Origin of the sequence: Marichromatium sp. AB32 (assembly GCF_003718675.1) — a bacterium.
Lineage (GTDB): Bacteria > Pseudomonadota > Gammaproteobacteria > Chromatiales > Chromatiaceae > Marichromatium > Marichromatium gracile.
Genome location: NZ_RHFJ01000007.1, coordinates 76444 through 93844, shown reverse-complemented (window position 1 = coordinate 93844; position 17401 = coordinate 76444). Strand labels below are relative to the sequence as shown.

Below are 17401 nucleotides of genomic sequence, written 5' to 3'. Positions count from 1 at the left end.
ACGGGCCGGGCGTGCGCCCGGCCCGTGGTCCGGTGCATGGTCCGGGAGGACCCTCACCGGTATCAGGCGGCCTCGACCTTGCCGCTCCCCTGGTCGGCGAGATAGTGCTCGCCGTCGGCGCCACGGATGGCGATCCTGCGCGGCTTCATCGCCTCGGGGATCTCACGGCGCAGCTCGATGTGCAGCAGACCGTTCTCCAGTCGCGCATCCAGCACCCGCACGTACTCGGCGAGCTGGAACTTGCGCTCGAAGCTGCGGTTGGCGATCCCGCGATAGAGATACTCGCCGGGCTCCTCGGCCTGCTCCGGTCGCGATCCCGAGACGGTGAGGATGTTCTCCTTGACCTCGAGCCCGAGGTCCTGCTCGGAGAAGCCGGCCACCGCCATGGTGATGCGATAGTCGTTCTCGCCGCGCCGCTCGATGTTGTAGGGGGGATAGCCGCCGGGCTCCGAGTGATAGGCGTTCTCGAGCGCGGAGGTCATGCGATCGAAGCCGATCATGGAACGCAGCAGCGGGGAGAAGTCGATGGTCGTCATGTGCATATCCTCTTCATTGAGCAATATGGGATCGAGCGTTCCGTGGAACCGCCCGGTTTCAGTCAGCAGGCCTCGATGAGCGCCTGCGTTATGTAAAGTAGAATCGACCGAAAACGATGTCAAGGGGTGTCGGCAAATTTTTTATGTCAATTCGATCGACAGCCCTCGGCACCGTGATCTGGGGGCTGAGGCGCGGGTTGCAAGACGACTGTGAGATGAGGACGAGGGGAGACGAGGCGGACCGTTTGCGGGGATGTGCGCGATGGGGCCGCCCTGGACGGGCGGCCTGAAGTGAAGGGCTCAGGTGCGGCGGTTGCGGCGCTTGCTGCTTGCAACCAGACCGAGTGCGCCCACCGCCGAGAGCAGCAGGGTTCCCGGCAGGGGCACGGTCCCTGGGTTGGAGACCTGCTGTTGGATCTCGGTGGCCTTGATGTTGACGAAGGCGGTGCTGAAGGAGTCGGCCATCAGGCCACCGGCGCGCAGTTGGTTGAGGTCCCAGGCCGCGCCCTTGGTGGCGAGCGCGAGGTCGACATAGTCGGGGATGGTGGAGCCATAGCCGTTCAGTGCCGAGGCGCCGCTGAGCATGGTGAAGCCGCCGTTGCCGTCGGCCTGGTAGCCGGTGCCCTGACTGTCGAACCCGAGCAGGTTGCCGACGGTCTGGGTGCCGAAATCGGCCTCGACGACGACGTTGAGCATGGCATTGATGCTGTTGAGGTCGCCGAGGATGCTGTTGTAGTCGAGCGCGCTGTTGGTGTTGTCGCGATCCTCGTCGGTGATCAGGATGACGTTGAGCGCGGCGTCCGCGCGGGGTGTGTAGTTGTCGAGGAAGTAGTCGATGGCCGAGTAGCCGTCCTCGGTGCCGCCGGAGGTGACCAGGTTGCCGGTGGCCGAGCCGAAGGTGCCGGCGGACATCCAGGTGTCGTTCTCGCGCGCCTGATCATCGATGCCCACCCCGCCGGTCTGCCCCGAGGAGCTGGCGCCGAATCCGATCAGCGCATAGCGGTTCTCGCCGTCGGTGCCGTCACCGATGCCTTGTGAGATGAGCTGGCTTTCGAGCGAGCTGATCGCGCCCGACAGCCAGGCCTGTTCCCCGCCCATTGAGCCTGACTCGTCGATCAGGATGGCGATGTCGGCGATCTTGCCGGCCTGCGCTGCGCCACTCATGCAGAGTCCGGCGAGCAAGGCGACGCTCAACAGTTTGGGTGTGTGTTGCATCATGCGTGACTCCATGTTCCGTTTCTTTTGCTTATCGATTCCGCGACCCCTGAGACCTGCTGGATAGCCGCCCGCGTTGCAACCCAAGCCTTTCAACATGCGTTTTTGCCGGCGATCCGTCAGCGGCTCATAACTCAATCAAGCATGAATTGTGCCTTTGATGGCATTCGGTTTATATTTTTTTAATCAATTACTTATGATCCAACGCGCTGCGATCTGCGCAACGGTGTCAAATAATTCGACAGGTTCGGTGTTGTGTCGGGCGGGATTGATCAGCCAAGTTCAAGCTGAATCAATCAGATAGATAGAGGAGGGTGGTGTCGGGCGCTGTTACAGGGTGCGCGATGCCCCGTCGGCGTCTTTGCTGGCCAGGAGTCTGGCCTCGGCGTGGTGTCGCTGCTCGGGGGTGTTGAGGTTGAGATCGGGCCAGGTGGAGGCATTGTAGTGGGCGTGTGCAAGGCGATGGCGCGTCAGCCATGACCACAAGCGGCGCTCCCCGTCGGCGAGATAGCCCGCCAGATCGGGGGCCAGTGCGGTTGGCAGCAACGCATGCAGGGGTTGAGGCCGCACGCCATCATGTGCGCAGGCGACGACGGCTCCCTGTTCGGTCAGTGCGGTGCGTAGTCGTGCGAGCAGGTCACGAGGCGGGAGGGGGGCGTCACAGGGCAGGGTGAGGATCCAATCGGTCGATGCGGTGCGCATTGCGCCGAGGATGCCGGCGAGCGGTCCCGGGTAGTCGGGCAGTGGGTCGCGGATCACCGGGTGGCCGTAGGCTGAGTAGCGTTCGAGGTTGCGATTGGCGCTGATCAATATGCTGTCGACCTGGGGGTGCAAGGCCGTCAGTGTCCACTCGATCAGCGGTCGTCCGGCGACTGCAACCAACCCTTTGTCCATTCCGCCCATGCGCCTTGCACGCCCACCGGCGAGGATGACACCGGTGATTGCGTCATGAGCACTGGGTGGATGCATCCTGTCTACCCTCGGTGGTCTGGTGCGTGGTCCCGCAGCCGTTGCTTCGGGCGACAACAGTGAGGTGATCATGACCAGCAGTCGATCAGCCGCAGCTCGCCCCCGAAGTCGCGGATTGCCGATCGTGGGGTTGATGTTGGCATCCCTGCTGGGCGCCCCGGCACAGGCGCACGAATCACCGGTGACGCTGCAGCTGAAGTGGCGCCACCAGTTCCAGTTCGCCGGCTACTACATGGCCGAGCACCTCGGATTCTATCGCGAGCGCGGCATCGAGGTGCGCTTTCGCGAGGCTGGCCCGGAGACCGACGTGGTTGCTGCAGTGGTCTCCGGCGAGGCCGAGTTCGGGGTTGCCGCAAGCGAGCTGCTGCTCGCCGCTCAGTATGCGCCGGTCGTCGCCCTGGCGCCGATCTTCCAGCACTCGCCCTATGTGCTCTTGACCCTCGACGGCACAGCCGATCTGGCGACGCTTGCTGGCGAGCCGGTGATGCTCGATCGTGGTGCCGCCGAGATTCGTGCGCTCCTGCTGAAGATCGGGGTCCCCGCCGAGGCGCTCAGCATCCGCGGCTATCAGGACGGTGTGGCGGCGTTGCTCGCCGGCGAGGTCGCGGCGATCGCGGCCTATTCCACCACCGAGCCCTACTGGCTGCGCCGGGCCGGGGCCGCTCCGCGGATGTTCTCGGCGCGTGATCACGGTATCGATCTCTACGGTGACATGCTGTTCACCCGCAAGGCATTGCTGCGCGATCATCCTGATCTGGTGCGCGACTTCGTCGCCGCCAGTCTCGCCGGCTGGAAGGCGGCGCTGCGCGACCCCGAGCAGGCGATCGCGCTGATCCTCGCCGACTACAACACTCAAGGTCTCGATGCCGCGTTCTACCGTTTCGAGGCCGCCGAGACCCGGCGGCTGATCCAGCCCGAGGTGATCGAGGTCGGGCACGTCAACCCCGGTCGCTGGCGCCATATCGCCGAGGTCTATGCCGGGCTCGGCATGTTGCCCGAGACGGTCTCGCTCGATGGCTTCGTCTATGACCCCGGACCGATCGATATCGCCCCGCGGGTGGTGCTGGCGCTGATCGCCGCGCTGCTGATCGCCGCGTTGCTGGGTCTGCTGAGCTGGCGGGTGCACAGCCTCAACCAGCGGCTGCGCCGCGAGATCGTGCAGCGTGAGAGCGATCATCGTCGACTCGCCGAGAGCGAGGCGCTGCATCGCCTGCTCACCGAGAACAGCGGGGATGTGATCTGGATGCTCGATATCGATCGCTGGCGCTTCGACTATGTCAGCCCCTCGGTGCAGCGACTGCGTGGCTTCAGCCCGGAGGAGGTGATGTCCGTGCCGATCGACGCATCGCTCACCACCGAGTCTGCGGCGCGTCTGCGCCAGCAGTTGTTGGAGGGGGCGATGCGGGTCGCCGCCGGGGACCACGAGGGGCTGTTCGCTCTCACCGAGATCGAGCAGCCGTGCAAGGGGGGCGGATCGGTACAGACGGAGGTGGTGACCTCGCTGTTGATCGATGGCTCCGGGCGGCCCTCCAAGGTGCTCGGGATCACGCGTGACATCACCGTGCGCAAGGCGCTGGAGGCCAAGCTGCGGATCCGCGCCGCTGCGATCGAGGCCGCCGCCGATGCCATCATCATCACCGATGTCGAGGGCTACCTGCTCTATGCCAACCCGGCCTTCACCCGTCAGACCGGCTATCGGTTGGAACCGGGGCGACGGTTGCACTCGCGGGTGCTCAAGAGCGGTCGCCACGACAGCCATTTCTATGCCGAGATGTGGCAGACCATCCTCGCCGGTCGGGTGTGGCGCGGCGAGCTGGTCAACCGTCGTCGCGACGGCGAGTTCTACGAAGAGGAGATGACCATCTCGCCGGTGGCCAACGAGCGCGGCGAGATCGAGCGTTTCATCGCCATCAAGCGCGACATCAGCGTGCAGCGGGCGATGGAGCGGGCGTTGCGCACGGCCAACCAGCGTCTGCGCGAGAATCTCGACGAGATCAGCGAGCTGCAACAGGAGCTGGCCGAGCAGGCGGTGCGCGACCCGCTCACCGGACTCTACAACAGACGTCATCTCGACGATGCGCTGGCCCGCGAGCTGGCGCGGATGCGGCGCGAGGCATCCACGCTGGTGGTGCTGATGGCCGATATCGACCACTTCAAGCGCATCAACGATGGCTGGGGCCATCCGGTCGGCGACGGAGTGCTGCGCTCGCTCGCCGCCACGCTGCGCGATCACTTCCGCGAGTTCGATCTGATCTGTCGCTATGGTGGGGAGGAGTTCCTGGTGGTGCTGCCGGGGACCGATCTCGAGCAGGGCATGGCCCGGGCCGAGTCGGTGCGCCGCTATTTTGCCGCGCAGCGCATCGCTCTGGGCGAGCAGCGCGAGCAGATCACCATCTCGATCGGTCTCGCCGTCTTCCCGCTCCATGCCACCGATCAGATGGCGCTGATCGCTCAGGCCGACGCCGCCCTCTATCGGGCCAAGCACGCCGGCCGCGACCGGGTGATGGTCGCCGACCCCGAGGTCGAGCCCGAGGGGCTGGTCGGCTGAGTCCCGACCACGACTCAGCCCCCGGTGTGGTTCATATGACGCCGGATGCGTGGTGGCGCGACCAGCGAGAAGTCGTGGCCGCGCGGTTTGAGCGCCATCGCCGCGACGATCGCGCGCCTGACCGGCTGGTCGTCGTCGGGGTGGGCACGCAGTACCCGGCGCAGGTCGACCGAGTGCTCCTGGCCGAGACAGAGCAGCAGCCGGCCCTCGGTCGTGACGCGTACGCGGTTGCAGTCGGCGCAGAAGTTGTGGCTGTGCGGCGAGATGAAGCCGACCCGGGTGGCGGTGCCGGGAATGATGAAATAGCGCGCCGGACCGCCTTCGTGGGCGGTGCTGGGGATCAACTCGTGGTGTCGCGCCAGGTCGGCGCGGATCGCCTCGCTCGGATAATGGAGCGCGGCGCGATCGTGCTCGGTGATCGCGCCGAGCGGCATCTCCTCGATGAAGCGGATATCGAGGCCTCGTTCGATGGCGAAGGCGACCAGGTCGCAGACCTCGTCGTCGTTACGCCCCTTGAGGATCACGCTGTTGAGGCTCACCCGGCGAAAGCCGGCGGCAAGTGCGGCCTCGATCCCGGCCAGCGTGGGGGCGAGTTCGCCGCGCCGGGTGAGTGCGCGGAAGCGCGCCGGGCGCAGGGTGTCGAGGCTGATGTTGACCCGGTGCACCCCGGCGCGCACCAGCGCCGGGGCGAGGCGTGCGAGCTGGCTGGCGTTGGTGGTTAAGGTGAGATCGTTGAGGCCGGGCAGGGTGCCGAGACGCTCGAACAGCCACAGCGCGTTGCGTCGCATCAGCGGCTCGCCGCCGGTGATGCGCAGCCGGCTCACCCCCAGCGCGCTGAAGCAGCGTCCGAGCCGGGCGATCTCCTCGAGGGTGAGCAGCTGCGCGCGCGGCAGGAACTGCTGACGCTCGGGCATGCAGTAGACACAGCGCAGGTCGCAGCGGTCGGTGATCGAGATCCGCACATAATCGATACGTCGACCGAAGGGATCGACGAGTATGGCGCGGTCGGCAGCCTGGGGCGAGTGCGATCGGGTCATGCAGGCCCTCCTCGTGGATGCGGTCGCCCGGGTTGGGGCAGTCAACACTGTCTCAGCCCGTGGCGTGTACGGCAACCCGGCCCTTTGGGGTATTGAAAACCGGCGTGGTCTCTCGCCGGTTCTGTCGGTCGTCCCGCTGCCGTGCCCTGGCTGGGCCGGACCGCGTTGACGGCCACGCCGGCCTTACTCTAGCCTCGATCCTTTGGTGCGCCCCGGACAGGGGCCGTATCCGTCCACGATAAAGGCGCATCGATCGCGGTAGACAGGGGACCTTATGGCAGATTTCTTCAAGTCGGCGATGCAAGAGGTCGCGCGGCTCACCCAGGCCGGGCGCGTGGCCGAGGCAACCGCGCTGGTGCAGCGCGCCATGGGGTTGAGCGGGGCTGCCGACGGCGATGCCGCGGTGATCGAGGGTGAGTGCCGGCGGGTCGACCCCGCCGCCGCCTCTGGTGGCGAGATCGCGCACGGGCGCTGGATCGAGGACAGCTTTGCCAATACCGCCGGCGTGCGCCGCTATCGGCTCTATCTGCCCGAGCGTGCCGATGGGCTGGTGGTGATGCTGCACGGCTGCGGCCAGGGGCCGGAGGACTTCGCCACCGCGACGCGGATGCACCTGTGCGCCGCCGCCCAGGGACTGGCTACGCTCTATCCGGCACAGTCATCCGAGGCCAATGGCGCCAGCTGCTGGAACTGGTACGAGCCGGCCGACCAGGGACGCGATCGCGGCGAGTGCGCCATCCTCGCCGGCATGACCGAGGCGGTGATGATGGCCCATGGACTGGACGATCGGCGCATCTACATCGCCGGGCTCTCGGCCGGTGGGGCGATGGCCGCGACCCTGGCGGCGGCCTATCCCGAGCGCTATGTCGCGCTCGGGGTGCACTCGGGGCTGCCCGCCGGCTGCGCCCACGACCTGATCTCGGCGATGACGGTGATGCGCCAGGGCGCCTCGCCGCCAGCGCATGGACCGCTGCCGGCCTGTCCGACCATCGTCTTCCACGGGGATCGCGACACCCGGGTCAATCCGAGCAATGCGCTGGCGCTGATCGCCCAGGCGCGTGCCGGGGCGATACAGGGCGCCGTCGAGATCGAACGCGGGTGCGCGCCGGCCGGACTGGCCTTCAGCCGTACCTGTTATCCCCAGGTCGCCGGGCGTGCCGAGGCCGAGCTGTGGCTGGTGCATGGTGCCGGGCACGGCTGGTCGGGTGGTGCCGCCGAGGCGAGCTATACCGAGCCGCGCGGTCCGGACGCATCCAGTGAGATGCTGCGCTTCTTTCTCCGACACGCGCGCTGAACCGTGCTCTGGCGTGATTCCATTGTGTTTGCATGGTCTCATGCCGCCGGGCGTGCCAGAATTCCTCGCGCCGGTCCCCGCCCGCGGCGGTACGCCGGTCACAGCCAGGTCGGCGCCGGCTCATCCCGGTGCCACCCCCGCAACCCCGCAAGAGGATCTCGACCTTGACCCAATCATCCGATTTCAAGCGCTATGGCCTGATTGCCCAGGCCTTCCACTGGACCATCGCCATCCTGCTGCTCGGTCTCTTTCTCAGCAATGCCATGCGCGAGATCACCCCGCGCGAGTCCGAGCTGCGGATGATGTGGCTGAACCTGCACATGTCGCTCGGCTTCCTGGTCTTCGGCCTGACCCTGGCGCGCATCGCCTGGCGTCGACTGGTGCCGCCGCCCGCGCTGCTCGATGCCCCGGCCTGGAGCCGCTTCGCCGCCAATCTCGGTCACGTGCTGCTCAACCTCGCCACCCTGCTGGTGCCGATCTCGGGCTATCTGCGCATCGCCTCCAAGGACATCCCCGCCGATTTCTTCGGCACCCAGGTGCCCTCGATCATCGGTGAGATGCCGGCGCTGCACGCGTTCGTCAAGGCGTGGCCGCACGGCGAGCCGATGGAGCTGTTCTTCTACGCCCTCATCGGCGTGCATGTGCTCGCCGCGCTCTGGCACCAGTACATCCGTCGCGACAACGGCCTGCACCGCATGCTGCCCTGGTAAGGGCGCGCGTTACGCCGACAGGAGGGACCCCGCGATGTCTCATCTCGCCGCCGTCATGGCGACGGTGCTCTTGACCGTGTCCGCGACCGTCTCCGGCGCCACACCACTCGAGCATGGTCGAACGCTCGCCGAGCAGGGCGATGCCGCGCGCGGCATCGTCGCCTGCGCCGGGTGTCATCGCGCCGACGGCGGCGGCGACGAGGCTCTGGGCGCGGCACGCCTGGCCGGTCTGGAACCGGCCTATCTCGCCACCCAGATCGAGCGCTTTCGCGCCGGCCAGCGCAGCCACCCGGTGATGAGCCCCTGGGCCGAGCGGCTGGAACCGGCCGACATCACCGCGGTGAGCGCCTATTACGGTGCGCTGGCGCCGGCCTCCAACGCCAGGGCGCCGAGCGATGTCGATGCCGTCGCCGGCCGGGCGCTGGCCGAGACCGGCGACTGGTCGGGGCGCGACCTGCCGGCCTGCGTACGCTGTCACGGCCCCGGTGGGACGGGTGCGGGCACGGTCTTCCCGCCATTGGCGGGGCAGCCCTACAGCTATCTGCTCGCCCAGCTCGAGGCCTGGGCGGCGGGGCGGCGCCACGGCGAGCCGATGGCGCTGATGGGCGCCGTCGCCGGGCGACTCGACGCCGACGAGCAGCGCGCGCTCGCGGCCTATTTCGCGACCCGCCCGCTGGCCGTCGCCGATCCCGTCGACGATCTCCCCGATCCGGCGCCGGCGCCCGTGACCGCCAGCGCCAGCACGCCCGCGACTGCGGTGGCTGGCGCGGACGCCGCCGTGCCCGAACACCTCGGCTCGGTGCCCGCCGGGCGCGCCGAGGCCGCGTCGCGCTTCACCCCGCCGGGCCGTGATGCGCTGCCCGAGGGGCCGTTCGGCGAGATGGTGCGACTCGGCGCGCGACTGTTCCGTCATACCAACACCGATCCGCGCTCGGCGTCCCATGTCGGCAACGACCAGACCTGCGCCGGTTGTCATCTCGACAATGGCCGTCGCGCCGACGCCTCGCCGATGTGGGCCGCCTGGGTGGCCTATCCGGCCTATCGCGGCAAGAACCAGCGGGTCGACACCATGGCCGAGCGCATCCAGGGTTGCTTCCGTTATTCGATGAACGCGCAGGACAGCGCCAGCGGCCAGGTGCCGGAGACCAACAGTGTGGTGATCGACGCCCTGCAGACCTACATCTACTGGCTCGCCACTGGCGCCCCGACCGGCGACACCGCGATGTCCGGGCGCGGCTATCCGCGTCTGCAGCCGCCCGCCGAGGGCTTCGACCGCACCCGTGGCGCGGCGCTCTACGCCGAGCACTGTGCGCTCTGTCACGGCGCCGAGGGCGAGGGGCTGCTGGTCGAGGGCGAGGTGGTGTTCCCGCCGTTGTGGGGGCCACGCTCCTACAACTGGGGTGCCGGCATGCATCGCGTCGATACCGCCGCGGCCTTCATCGCCGCCAACATGCCGCTGCTCGATACGGTGCGACTCACTCCCCAGGAGGCCTGGGACGTCGCCGCCTACATCAATGCTCACGAGCGGCCGCAGGACCCGCGCTTCGACGGCTCGGTGGAGCGGACCGCCGCGCGTTTCCACACCAGTCCCTTCGACCTCTACGGCGAGCCGCTCGGTGACGGTGGCGCCGTGCTCGGTCAGGGCACCACCGCGGACTGAGGACCGCTCGCGCGCCCGGGCGTGCGGCGGCGGGTTCGATTCCCGCAGCCGCCGTCGGTTCAGCCGCGCTCGCGCAGCAGGGCGTCGAGCGCGGCGAGACGCTCCGGGGTGCCGATGTCGAACCAGCGTCCGCGATGGTGCAGTCCGCCCACCCGGTCGTCGGCCATCGCCGCGCGCAGCAGGGGCGCGAGCCGGAAGGCGCCCTCGGGCTGCTCGGCGAACAGCGCCGGGTGATAGAGCCCGATCCCGGCGAAGGTCAGGCGCGGCGCGTCGCCATCGCGCACCCGTCCGTCATCCAGCGAGAAATCGCCCTCGGGGTGGTGCAGCGGGTTGTCGACCAGCGCGAGCTGCGCCAGATCGCCCGGGGCGAGGCGCAGTGCGCCCGGGTCGAGGTCGCACCAGACATCGCCGTTGACCACCAGGAAGGGCGCGTCGCCGAGCAGCGGCAGGGCGCGGCGGATGCCGCCGCCGGTCTCCAGTGCGCGCTCCTCGGGCGAGTAGCGGATCTCCACTCCGAGGCCCGAGCCGTCGCCGAGCGCGCGCTCGATCTGTGCGCCGAGATGGGCGTGGTTGATCACCAGCTCGCGGATACCCGCCGTGGCCAGACGCTCGATGTGATGGACGATCAGCGACCGGCCGCCGGCCTCGAGCAACGGCTTGGGGGTGTGGTCGGTCAACGGGCGCATGCGGGTGCCGCGCCCGGCGGCGAGGATCATCGCCTTCATGATGGATGACACTCCTGGAAGATACGTTGCTCGCAGCCGGCGCAGACCCGTTTGTCGAGCTTCTGGTAGATGGCGCGGATGGCCGCGGTCTTGGACTGGAAGACGTTGCGCGCCTCGGTCTCCTCGAAGCAGCCGTAGCGCTCGAGCGCGTCCCACAGCCCCTGCTTGACGTGGATCAGATACATGCCGCCGCCATCGAGGCGTCGGCGCCGCTCCTCCTGCAGCAGCGCCTGGCCGCCCTGGTAGTCGACGAAGTTGATGCCGCTGCACACCAGCGCCAGATGCTTGCGCTCCGGGTGCTGGCTGCGCAGTTGGTCGAAGGCCTGCTCGACATGGGGCACCGAGCCGAAGAACAGCGAGCCATCGACCCGCATGATGTGCAGCTGCGGGCACTGCGGCAGCTCCGGGTCGCTGGAGAAGGCGCGATGGGCCAGACGCGGGTCGGGCGCGCGGGTATGGATCCGCGGCTTGGAGGTGCGATCGAGATAGAGCACCAGCGACAGCAGCACCCCGGCGAAGATCGCGAACTCCAGCTCGAGGAGGATCGCCGAGAAGAAGGTGACGGCGAGCACCGCGGTCTCGCGCTTGGAGGCGTGGAGGATATGGCGGATCTCGGCGCGATCGATCAGCCCCCAGGCGACCAGGAACAGCACCCCGGCCATCGCCGCCTTGGGCAGATAGCTCGCCAGCGGCGCGACCAGCAACACGATCACCATCAGCAGCACGCCGGCGAGGATCGCCGCCAGCGGGGTGCGGGCGCCGGCCTCGTAGTTGACTCCGCTGCGGTTGAACGAACCGGTGGCGACATAGCCCGAGAAGAAGGAGCCGGCGAGGTTCGACAGCCCCTGGCCGATGAACTCCTGGTTGCCGTCGATGCGGTAGCCGCCGCGCGCGGCCAGCGCGCGCCCGATCGACACCGCCTCGGTGAGCGCGAACAGGGTCACCGCCAGCGCCACCGGGGCGAGTTCGCGGATGTGGTCGAAGGTGAGCGAGGGCGCCGAGAGTGGCGGCAGGGTCGAGGGCAGGGCGCCGACGGTGACGATGCCGGTGCGCGCCGCGCCGAACAGGTGATCGAGCCCCAGCGCCATCAGGCTGCCGCCGAGCATGGCGACGATCATGAAGGGGATGCGCGGCACCCAGCGCCGACAGGCGAGTCCGATCAGCACGGTGGCGAGCCCGACCAGGGCCGCGGCCGGGTTGATCTCGGGGAGATGCTTGAGGAACTCGAAGAGGATCTCGTGGAGGTGGCCGCTGCTGTCCATCTCGACGCCGAAGAAGTGCTTGAGCTGCTTGGCGGCGATCAGTACCGCGGCGGCGGCGGTGAAGCCGACCACCACGGCATGCGAGATGAAGTTGACCAGCGCACCCATGCGCGCCAGCCCGAGCGCCAGTTCCAGCACCCCGACCATGAAGGTCAGGGTCAGCGCCAGGGCGACATAGTCCGGCGTGCCCGGCACCGCCATCACCGAGAGCGATGAGAACACCACCACCGAGGCGGCGGTGGTCGGCCCCGAGACCAGGTGGCGCGAGGAGCCGAACAGCGCGGCGATGATCGCCGGCACCATGCCGGCATAGAGCCCGTATTCGGGCGGCATCCCGGCGATGGTGGCGAAGGCCACGCCCTGGGGCAGCACGACGATGGCGCCGGTGAGCGCGGCGATGAGATCGGCGCGAAGTTCGGCGGGGCCGACGCCGGGGAGCCAGGCCATGAAGGGCGTCAACCAGGACCAGGGAGAGGGCGGGGACGACTGCATCGGCGAGACCTCGGGTGATGGTTGGCGGAGCGGGGCGGGTGCGGGCGGCCCCGTTGGCGGGCATCGAGCGCTGCATTCTAAGTGAGCGACGGGACGATGAAAAATCGTCTCCCGGCGCGGCGGGCATCGGTGCGGCGCTTGGGTGCCCGGTCGACACATGCTAGCCTCGCGGCGATGGCACCCGGCCAGCGTCTTCCGTCACCACCGATCAACGAGCGTCCCCGATCCCATGTCCAGTCCAGCCACCGCCCTGCCGCCCGATCAGCTCCTCGACCGTCTGTTGGCGTTGCTCGAACGGCTCTATCGCGACACCGCCGACTATCGCGCGCGTTGCGACGAGGCCCAGTGCTGGTACGACCGTGGCTATGCCGACGGCATGCGCGCGGCGCTCGCCGCACTCGGTCACGGTGCGGCGCTCGCCGCCCGCCCGTTGCCCGAGATCGAGCCGCTGGCGCCGACCGAGCGGGTGACGCCCTGGGGGCGGGCCCATGCCCATGGGGTCGAGGTCGGCGGGCGCGAGACCCGCGACGTGCTGGGAGGTGCCTGAGATGTTCAAGATCGTCTCCTTCAACATCAATGGTATCCGTGCTCGCCAGCATCAGCTCGAGGCGCTCAGGGAGGCGCACGACCCCGACATCGTCGGGGTGCAGGAGTGCAAGGTCGCCGACGAGCAGTTCCCGCGCGCGGCGGTCGAGGGGCTGGGGTATCACGCCCGCTTCCACGGTCAGAAGGGACACTATGGCGTCGCCCTGCTCAGCAAGGCCGAGCCGCTGGCGGTGGTCAAGGGGCTGCCGGGCGATGCGCCGGACGCCCAGCGGCGGCTCATCACCGGGCGCTATGCGCTGTCCGACGGCACGCCGATCACGGTCATCAACGGCTACTTCCCCCAGGGCGAGTCGCGCGATCACCCGCTGAAGTTCCCCGCCAAGCAGCGCTTCTATGCCGGACTGCTCGAGTATCTGCGCGGTCAGTTCTCGCCCGCCGATCTGTTGGTGGTGCTCGGCGACATGAACGTCGCCCCCTCGGACCTCGACATCGGCATCGGCGCCGACAACGCCAAGCGTTGGCTGCGCAGCGGCAAGTGCAGCTTCCTCCCCGAGGAGCGCGAGTGGCACCGCGCGCTGACCGACTGGGGGCTCTGTGACGCCCATCGCGAGCTGCATCCCGACAACGCCGAGACCTTCAGCTGGTTCGACTACCGCTCACGCGGCTTCGAGCGCGAGCCCAGGCGCGGACTGCGCATCGACCAGCTGCTGGTGACCGCGCCCTTGCGCGAACGCCTGATCGAGACCGGCATCGACTACCAGATCCGCGCCATGGAGAAGCCCTCCGACCACTGCCCGGTGTGGGCGAGCTTCGAGGGCTGAGGGGGCGGTCGGGCGCTTTCAGCCGCCAGTCGGCAGCCGCCAGGAATTTGAACCGCGAAGCCGCGAAGGGCGCCAAGGGGAATAAGCCGCCAGCCGTCAGAGATCAGCCACCAGAGGGTGCGGACTCGCGCCGTCTGTGGCCTCACGCCGACATCACACAGCATTCACTTTGCGCGCTTCGCGCCTTCGCGGTTCAATCTTGGCCGCTGGCCGCTGGCCGCTGGCCGCTGGCCGCTGGCCGCTGGCCGCTGGCCGCTGGCCGCTGGCCGCTGGCCGCCCCTGCGCGGTTCAATCCCCCGGCGGCCGGCGTCGCCACCGATTGTCAGGTCGTCGGGCGCGGCCTACACTCGTGCGGGTCTCGACCTACTCTTCGCTTCCTCAGGCCACTCCAGGATGATCCGACAGCAACCGATCGGCGTATTCGACTCCGGCGTCGGCGGGCTGTCGGTGCTGCGCGAGATCCGTCGCGAGCTGCCTGGCGAGGCCCTGCTCTATGTCGCCGACTCCGCCCACGCTCCCTATGGCGACAAGTCGACCGTGACGATCGAGGCGCGCTCGCTGGCGGTTGCCGAGTTTCTGATCGCTCAAGGGGCCAAGGCGATCGTGATCGCCTGCAACACCGCTACCGGGGTGGCGGCGCGAGTGCTGCGGGCGCGTCATGCGCTGCCGGTGGTGGCGATGGAGCCGGCGGTCAAGCCCGCCGCCGCGCGCACCCGCAGTGGTCGTGTCGGCGTGCTCGCTACTCGTCAGACGCTGGCCAGCGCCAACTTCGCGCGCCTGCGTACCCGTGTCGCCGGGCAGGCCGAGGTCCTTGCCCAGCCCTGTCCCGGACTGGTCGAGCGCATCGAGCAGGGGGATCTCGACGGCCCGCTGACCCACGCTCTGCTCGAGGGTTATCTGACGCCGCTGCTCGAACGAGGGGTCGATACCCTGGTGCTCGGCTGCACCCACTACCCGCACCTGCGCCCGCTGATCGAACGGCTCGCCGGGCCGGAGGTCGCGGTGCTCGACTCCGGGGCCGGCGTCGCCCGTCAGGTGCGCCGCCGGCTCGCCGAGGCCGGTCTGCTCGCCCCGCCCGGTCGGATCGGCGGCGAGCGCTTCTGGACCAGCGGCGAGCTGGAGCGCGTCGCGCCCCTGATCGCGCGCCTGTGGCCGGGGGCGCCGTCGTTGGCCGTGCTGCCGGAGCCGATCGAGTCGGGTGTCTCGCTGCTGCGCGAGGGGGCTTGAGCGCGACGAATCAACCAACCCCTTGTTTCAATCGGGGTTGTGTCGGGTTCTTCCTTTCTGGATGTTGATTCCTGCGCTTCTGGCCCTTCAGGTCGGGCCGTGGTCGATGGCGCGATGGATCGTCTCCAACACGACGTCGGTCTCGTTCAGGGCCTGACGGCTGTCGAATCGCAGCACGGTCAGACCGATATCGGCCAGCGCCTGATCGCGTCTCGCGTCCTTGGCCCTGTGCTCGGGGACTCGGTGCTGACCGCCGTCGATCCCGATCACCAGTGCGGCCTTGGGGCAGTAGAAATCGACGATGAAGCCGAGCAGCGGTTTTTGTCGGTAGAGCCGCGGACCGTGGACCTGTTTGCGACGCAACCGCTGCCAGAGCGCCTGTTCGGCCTCGGTCATGTTGCTGCGGAGGTGACGGGAGAAGGGCTTGAGCGACTTGTTGTAGGGTTGCAAGCTCGACCTTCCTGCCCCTTGGCTGAATCGGGCGTCAGTTCATGGCCTGTGGAGAAGGTGGTTGCTCGTCGCGTGAAGTCCGGTTTTGTGTTGATGCTCGAAGGCTGGGGGATGGTCGGGGGTCTCCTTTTACCTTGCTTTTTTGATGGGAAATCCCCCCTGGCTCCCCTTTTCCAAAGGGGGGTACCTCAGGGTGTTCAAAGGGGAAGCCTCAGGGGGGTGTCCCCGCAGTTGCTGCACTGGCTCATCGCGCAACGCATGGCGTAGCGGCGCAGGTTGCTGGAAGGCGCGGCTGGCGTACTGGTGAGTAACGTCTCCAACCCAGATCTTCCTCTGACGCAGGAGGGAGCATCCCCTCATTGACGTCTCCAACCCAGCTCCCCCTCCGGCGCAGGGGGCATCCCTCATTAAACGTGTCCAACGCAGTTCCCCCCCCTTTGACAAAGGAGGGGAGGGAGGATTGGTCCTCGCTGAGCTGGGCGTCACCCGTCTGATCAACGCGCCCGGATCGCCCGCCCGAGCAGATGTTCTCCATCGTCGTCGACGCCGGTGATCTCGACCTCGACCAGGGTGTTGGTGTCGATCGGGTCGGGCAGGGCAGTGAAGCGGACCGGTAGGTAGTTGGGGGTGTAGCCCTGGCCCGGCAGGGCGCGTGCCGGGTCGGGGGGCTGCTCGCAGAGCACCTCGAGACGGGCGCCGCGCTGTTCGTGCAGCAGCTGGGCGCGGCTGGCGGCGGCCAACTGCTGCAGCGCCTGGCTGCGCGCGCGCTTGGTGGCGGTATCGACGCGTCCGGGCAGGGTGGCGGCCAGGGTGCCGGCGCGGGGCGAGTAGGCGAAGGCGTGGATGTGGCCGAAGCCGACGGTCTCGACCAGCGACAGGGTCTCGCGCCAGTCCTCCTCGTCCTCGCCGGGGAAGCCGACGATGACGTCGGTGGTGACGTTGAGCTCGGGGCGCGCCGCACGGCCCGCGGCGACCAGTTCGATGAAGGCCTCGCGCTTGCAGCGTCGGGCCATGCGGCGCAGCACCCGGTCCGAACCGCTCTGTACCGGCAGGTGCAGGTGCGGCATCAGTCGTGAATCGGCGAACAATCCCCAGAAGCCTTCCGGCAGGTCCCAGGGTTCGAGTGAGCCGAGCCGCAGGCGCTCGATGCCGGTGTCGGCGAGCACTGCGGCGATCAGCTCGCCGAGGTCACTGCCCTGGTCATGGCCGTAGCCGCCGAGGTGGACGCCGGTGAGCGCGACCTCGCGCACCCCCTGGCGCGTCAGACGGTTGATCACACTCACCACCTGAGCGATCGGACGGCTGCGCTCCTCGCCACGGGCGCGGGTGGTGATGCAGAAGGTGCAGTTGTAGCGACAGCCGTCCTGCACCTTGACGAAGGCGCGTTGGCGCCCACGCGCGAACAGCGCTTCGGCGCCGCCGGCGGTAGCGCTCTCGGGCATCAGCGGCAGCGTCAGGGTGGCGCGCGCGATCTCCACCAGCCGGTCCTTGTCGGCGTTGCTCACCACCAGATCGACGCCGGACTCGCCGGCCAGCGCCTCGGCCTCGAGCGCGGCCAGACAGCCGCTGACGATCAGCCGCGCGCGCGGGTTGTCGCGCTGGGCGCGACGCAGCAGCTTGCGCGACTTGCGCACCGCCTCCTGGGTGACGGCGCAGGTGTTGATCACCACCAGGTCGGCGCCCTGGTCGTCGTCGGCGAGCTGGATTCCGGCGCGGCGGAACTGCTCGGCCCATTCCTCGAGTTCGGCCTCGTTGAGACGGCAGCCGAGGCTGTGTAGGCGGATGGTGGGAGCGGGGGCATTGGTGCGGTGCATGATCGGCCGGGACTGCGGTGGAGCTGGTGTTGCGCGGAGCGGCAAGTATTATAGGGGGTTGCCGGGACGAGGGCATCCGCTCGGTCGTGCGCTGG

At 68.5% G+C, this 17401-nt stretch carries 15 protein-coding genes; 7 read left to right on the top strand and 8 right to left on the bottom strand.

What is annotated here, in order from left to right; genetic code table 11:
* Nucleotides 1-62 precede the first annotated feature (62 nt).
* The 3 genes from EBL85_RS04155 to mobA all read right to left on the bottom strand — a co-directional run bounded on the left by EBL85_RS04155 (nt 63) and on the right by mobA (nt 2720).
* Nucleotides 63-536 carry an Hsp20 family protein gene (locus tag EBL85_RS04155; protein ID WP_123140057.1) on the bottom strand — a complete coding sequence of 158 codons (474 nt, stop codon included), beginning with the start codon at nt 534-536 and terminating at the stop codon, nt 63-65.
* Nucleotides 537-836: 300 nt separating this feature from the next.
* Nucleotides 837-1754: a hypothetical protein gene (locus EBL85_RS04150; RefSeq protein ID WP_223806059.1), complete on the bottom strand. Its 918-nt coding sequence runs from the start codon at nt 1752-1754 to the stop codon at nt 837-839.
* A gap of 327 nt (nt 1755-2081) precedes the next feature.
* Nucleotides 2082-2720, bottom strand: coding sequence for a molybdenum cofactor guanylyltransferase MobA (gene mobA, locus EBL85_RS04145; RefSeq protein WP_123140058.1), 639 nt, complete (start codon nt 2718-2720; stop codon nt 2082-2084).
* Between the two features lie 133 nt (nt 2721-2853).
* Here mobA and EBL85_RS04140 point away from each other — a divergent pair, with 133 nt between their 5' ends.
* Nucleotides 2854-5268: a diguanylate cyclase gene (locus EBL85_RS04140; RefSeq protein WP_123142242.1), complete on the top strand. Its 2415-nt coding sequence runs from the start codon at nt 2854-2856 to the stop codon at nt 5266-5268.
* Between the two features lie 14 nt (nt 5269-5282).
* Here EBL85_RS04140 and moaA read toward each other — a convergent pair whose 3' ends face one another.
* Complete coding sequence (gene moaA / locus EBL85_RS04135; RefSeq protein ID WP_123142241.1) at nt 5283-6305, bottom strand: GTP 3',8-cyclase MoaA; 1023 nt, start codon at nt 6303-6305, stop codon at nt 5283-5285.
* Nucleotides 6306-6579: 274 nt separating this feature from the next.
* Here moaA and EBL85_RS04130 point away from each other — a divergent pair, with 274 nt between their 5' ends.
* From EBL85_RS04130 to EBL85_RS04120, 3 genes are all read left to right on the top strand, one after another.
* Nucleotides 6580-7599 carry a PHB depolymerase family esterase gene (locus EBL85_RS04130; RefSeq protein WP_123142240.1) on the top strand — a complete coding sequence of 340 codons (1020 nt, stop codon included), beginning with the start codon at nt 6580-6582 and terminating at the stop codon, nt 7597-7599.
* 164 nt (nt 7600-7763) lie between these two features.
* Nucleotides 7764-8309 (top strand): cytochrome b, encoded by a 546-nt coding sequence (locus EBL85_RS04125; protein WP_123142239.1) that lies wholly within the window; start codon nt 7764-7766, stop codon nt 8307-8309.
* A 34-nt stretch (nt 8310-8343) separates the two neighbouring features.
* Nucleotides 8344-9969: a c-type cytochrome gene (locus EBL85_RS04120; protein WP_123142238.1), complete on the top strand. Its 1626-nt coding sequence runs from the start codon at nt 8344-8346 to the stop codon at nt 9967-9969.
* Nucleotides 9970-10028: 59 nt separating this feature from the next.
* On the opposite strand, the gene murU is transcribed toward EBL85_RS04120, so the two are convergent.
* Nucleotides 10029-10694 carry an N-acetylmuramate alpha-1-phosphate uridylyltransferase MurU gene (murU, locus tag EBL85_RS04115; protein WP_123140063.1) on the bottom strand — a complete coding sequence of 222 codons (666 nt, stop codon included), beginning with the start codon at nt 10692-10694 and terminating at the stop codon, nt 10029-10031.
* Nucleotides 10691-12448: a SulP family inorganic anion transporter gene (locus EBL85_RS04110; RefSeq protein ID WP_123142237.1), complete on the bottom strand. Its 1758-nt coding sequence runs from the start codon at nt 12446-12448 to the stop codon at nt 10691-10693. Before EBL85_RS04110 ends, murU begins: the two co-directional genes overlap by 4 nt.
* Before the next feature lie 229 nt (nt 12449-12677).
* Here EBL85_RS04110 and EBL85_RS04105 point away from each other — a divergent pair, with 229 nt between their 5' ends.
* The 3 genes from EBL85_RS04105 (at nt 12678) to murI (ending at nt 15042) form a co-directional block, all read left to right on the top strand.
* Entirely contained in the window at nt 12678-12995 is a 318-nt protein-coding gene (locus tag EBL85_RS04105; protein ID WP_123140065.1) for a hypothetical protein, read from the top strand.
* Nucleotide 12996: 1 nt separating this feature from the next.
* Nucleotides 12997-13815 carry an exodeoxyribonuclease III gene (gene xthA / locus EBL85_RS04100; protein WP_123142236.1) on the top strand — a complete coding sequence of 273 codons (819 nt, stop codon included), beginning with the start codon at nt 12997-12999 and terminating at the stop codon, nt 13813-13815.
* Between the two features lie 393 nt (nt 13816-14208).
* Complete coding sequence (gene murI / locus EBL85_RS04095; RefSeq protein WP_123142235.1) at nt 14209-15042, top strand: glutamate racemase; 834 nt, start codon at nt 14209-14211, stop codon at nt 15040-15042.
* Between the two features lie 87 nt (nt 15043-15129).
* On the opposite strand, the gene EBL85_RS04090 is transcribed toward murI, so the two are convergent.
* Together EBL85_RS04090 and mtaB are read right to left on the bottom strand one after the other, a co-directional pair.
* Nucleotides 15130-15492 carry an endonuclease domain-containing protein gene (locus EBL85_RS04090; RefSeq protein WP_123142234.1) on the bottom strand — a complete coding sequence of 121 codons (363 nt, stop codon included), beginning with the start codon at nt 15490-15492 and terminating at the stop codon, nt 15130-15132.
* Between the two features lie 494 nt (nt 15493-15986).
* Complete coding sequence (mtaB, locus tag EBL85_RS04085; protein WP_123140068.1) at nt 15987-17306, bottom strand: tRNA (N(6)-L-threonylcarbamoyladenosine(37)-C(2))-methylthiotransferase MtaB; 1320 nt, start codon at nt 17304-17306, stop codon at nt 15987-15989.
* Between the last annotated feature and the right edge of the window lie 95 nt (nt 17307-17401).

Excerpts from the sequence above, each read along its gene's own strand:
- EBL85_RS04150 (WP_223806059.1), bottom strand. The coding sequence starts at position 1,754 with ATGATGCAACACACACCCAAACTGTTGAGCGTCGCCTTGCTCGCCGGA.
- xthA (WP_123142236.1), top strand. The coding sequence starts at position 12,997 with ATGTTCAAGATCGTCTCCTTCAACATCAATGGTATCCGTGCTCGCCAG.
- EBL85_RS04110 (WP_123142237.1), bottom strand. The coding sequence starts at position 12,448 with ATGCAGTCGTCCCCGCCCTCTCCCTGGTCCTGGTTGACGCCCTTCATG.
- EBL85_RS04140 (WP_123142242.1), top strand. The coding sequence starts at position 2,854 with ATGTTGGCATCCCTGCTGGGCGCCCCGGCACAGGCGCACGAATCACCG.
- murU (WP_123140063.1), bottom strand. The coding sequence starts at position 10,694 with ATGAAGGCGATGATCCTCGCCGCCGGGCGCGGCACCCGCATGCGCCCG.
- mobA (WP_123140058.1), bottom strand. The coding sequence starts at position 2,720 with ATGCATCCACCCAGTGCTCATGACGCAATCACCGGTGTCATCCTCGCC.
- EBL85_RS04130 (WP_123142240.1), top strand. The coding sequence starts at position 6,580 with ATGGCAGATTTCTTCAAGTCGGCGATGCAAGAGGTCGCGCGGCTCACC.
- mtaB (WP_123140068.1), bottom strand. The coding sequence starts at position 17,306 with ATGCACCGCACCAATGCCCCCGCTCCCACCATCCGCCTACACAGCCTC.
- EBL85_RS04105 (WP_123140065.1), top strand. The coding sequence starts at position 12,678 with ATGTCCAGTCCAGCCACCGCCCTGCCGCCCGATCAGCTCCTCGACCGT.
- EBL85_RS04155 (WP_123140057.1), bottom strand. The coding sequence starts at position 536 with ATGACGACCATCGACTTCTCCCCGCTGCTGCGTTCCATGATCGGCTTC.
- murI (WP_123142235.1), top strand. The coding sequence starts at position 14,209 with ATGATCCGACAGCAACCGATCGGCGTATTCGACTCCGGCGTCGGCGGG.
- moaA (WP_123142241.1), bottom strand. The coding sequence starts at position 6,305 with ATGACCCGATCGCACTCGCCCCAGGCTGCCGACCGCGCCATACTCGTC.
- EBL85_RS04120 (WP_123142238.1), top strand. The coding sequence starts at position 8,344 with ATGTCTCATCTCGCCGCCGTCATGGCGACGGTGCTCTTGACCGTGTCC.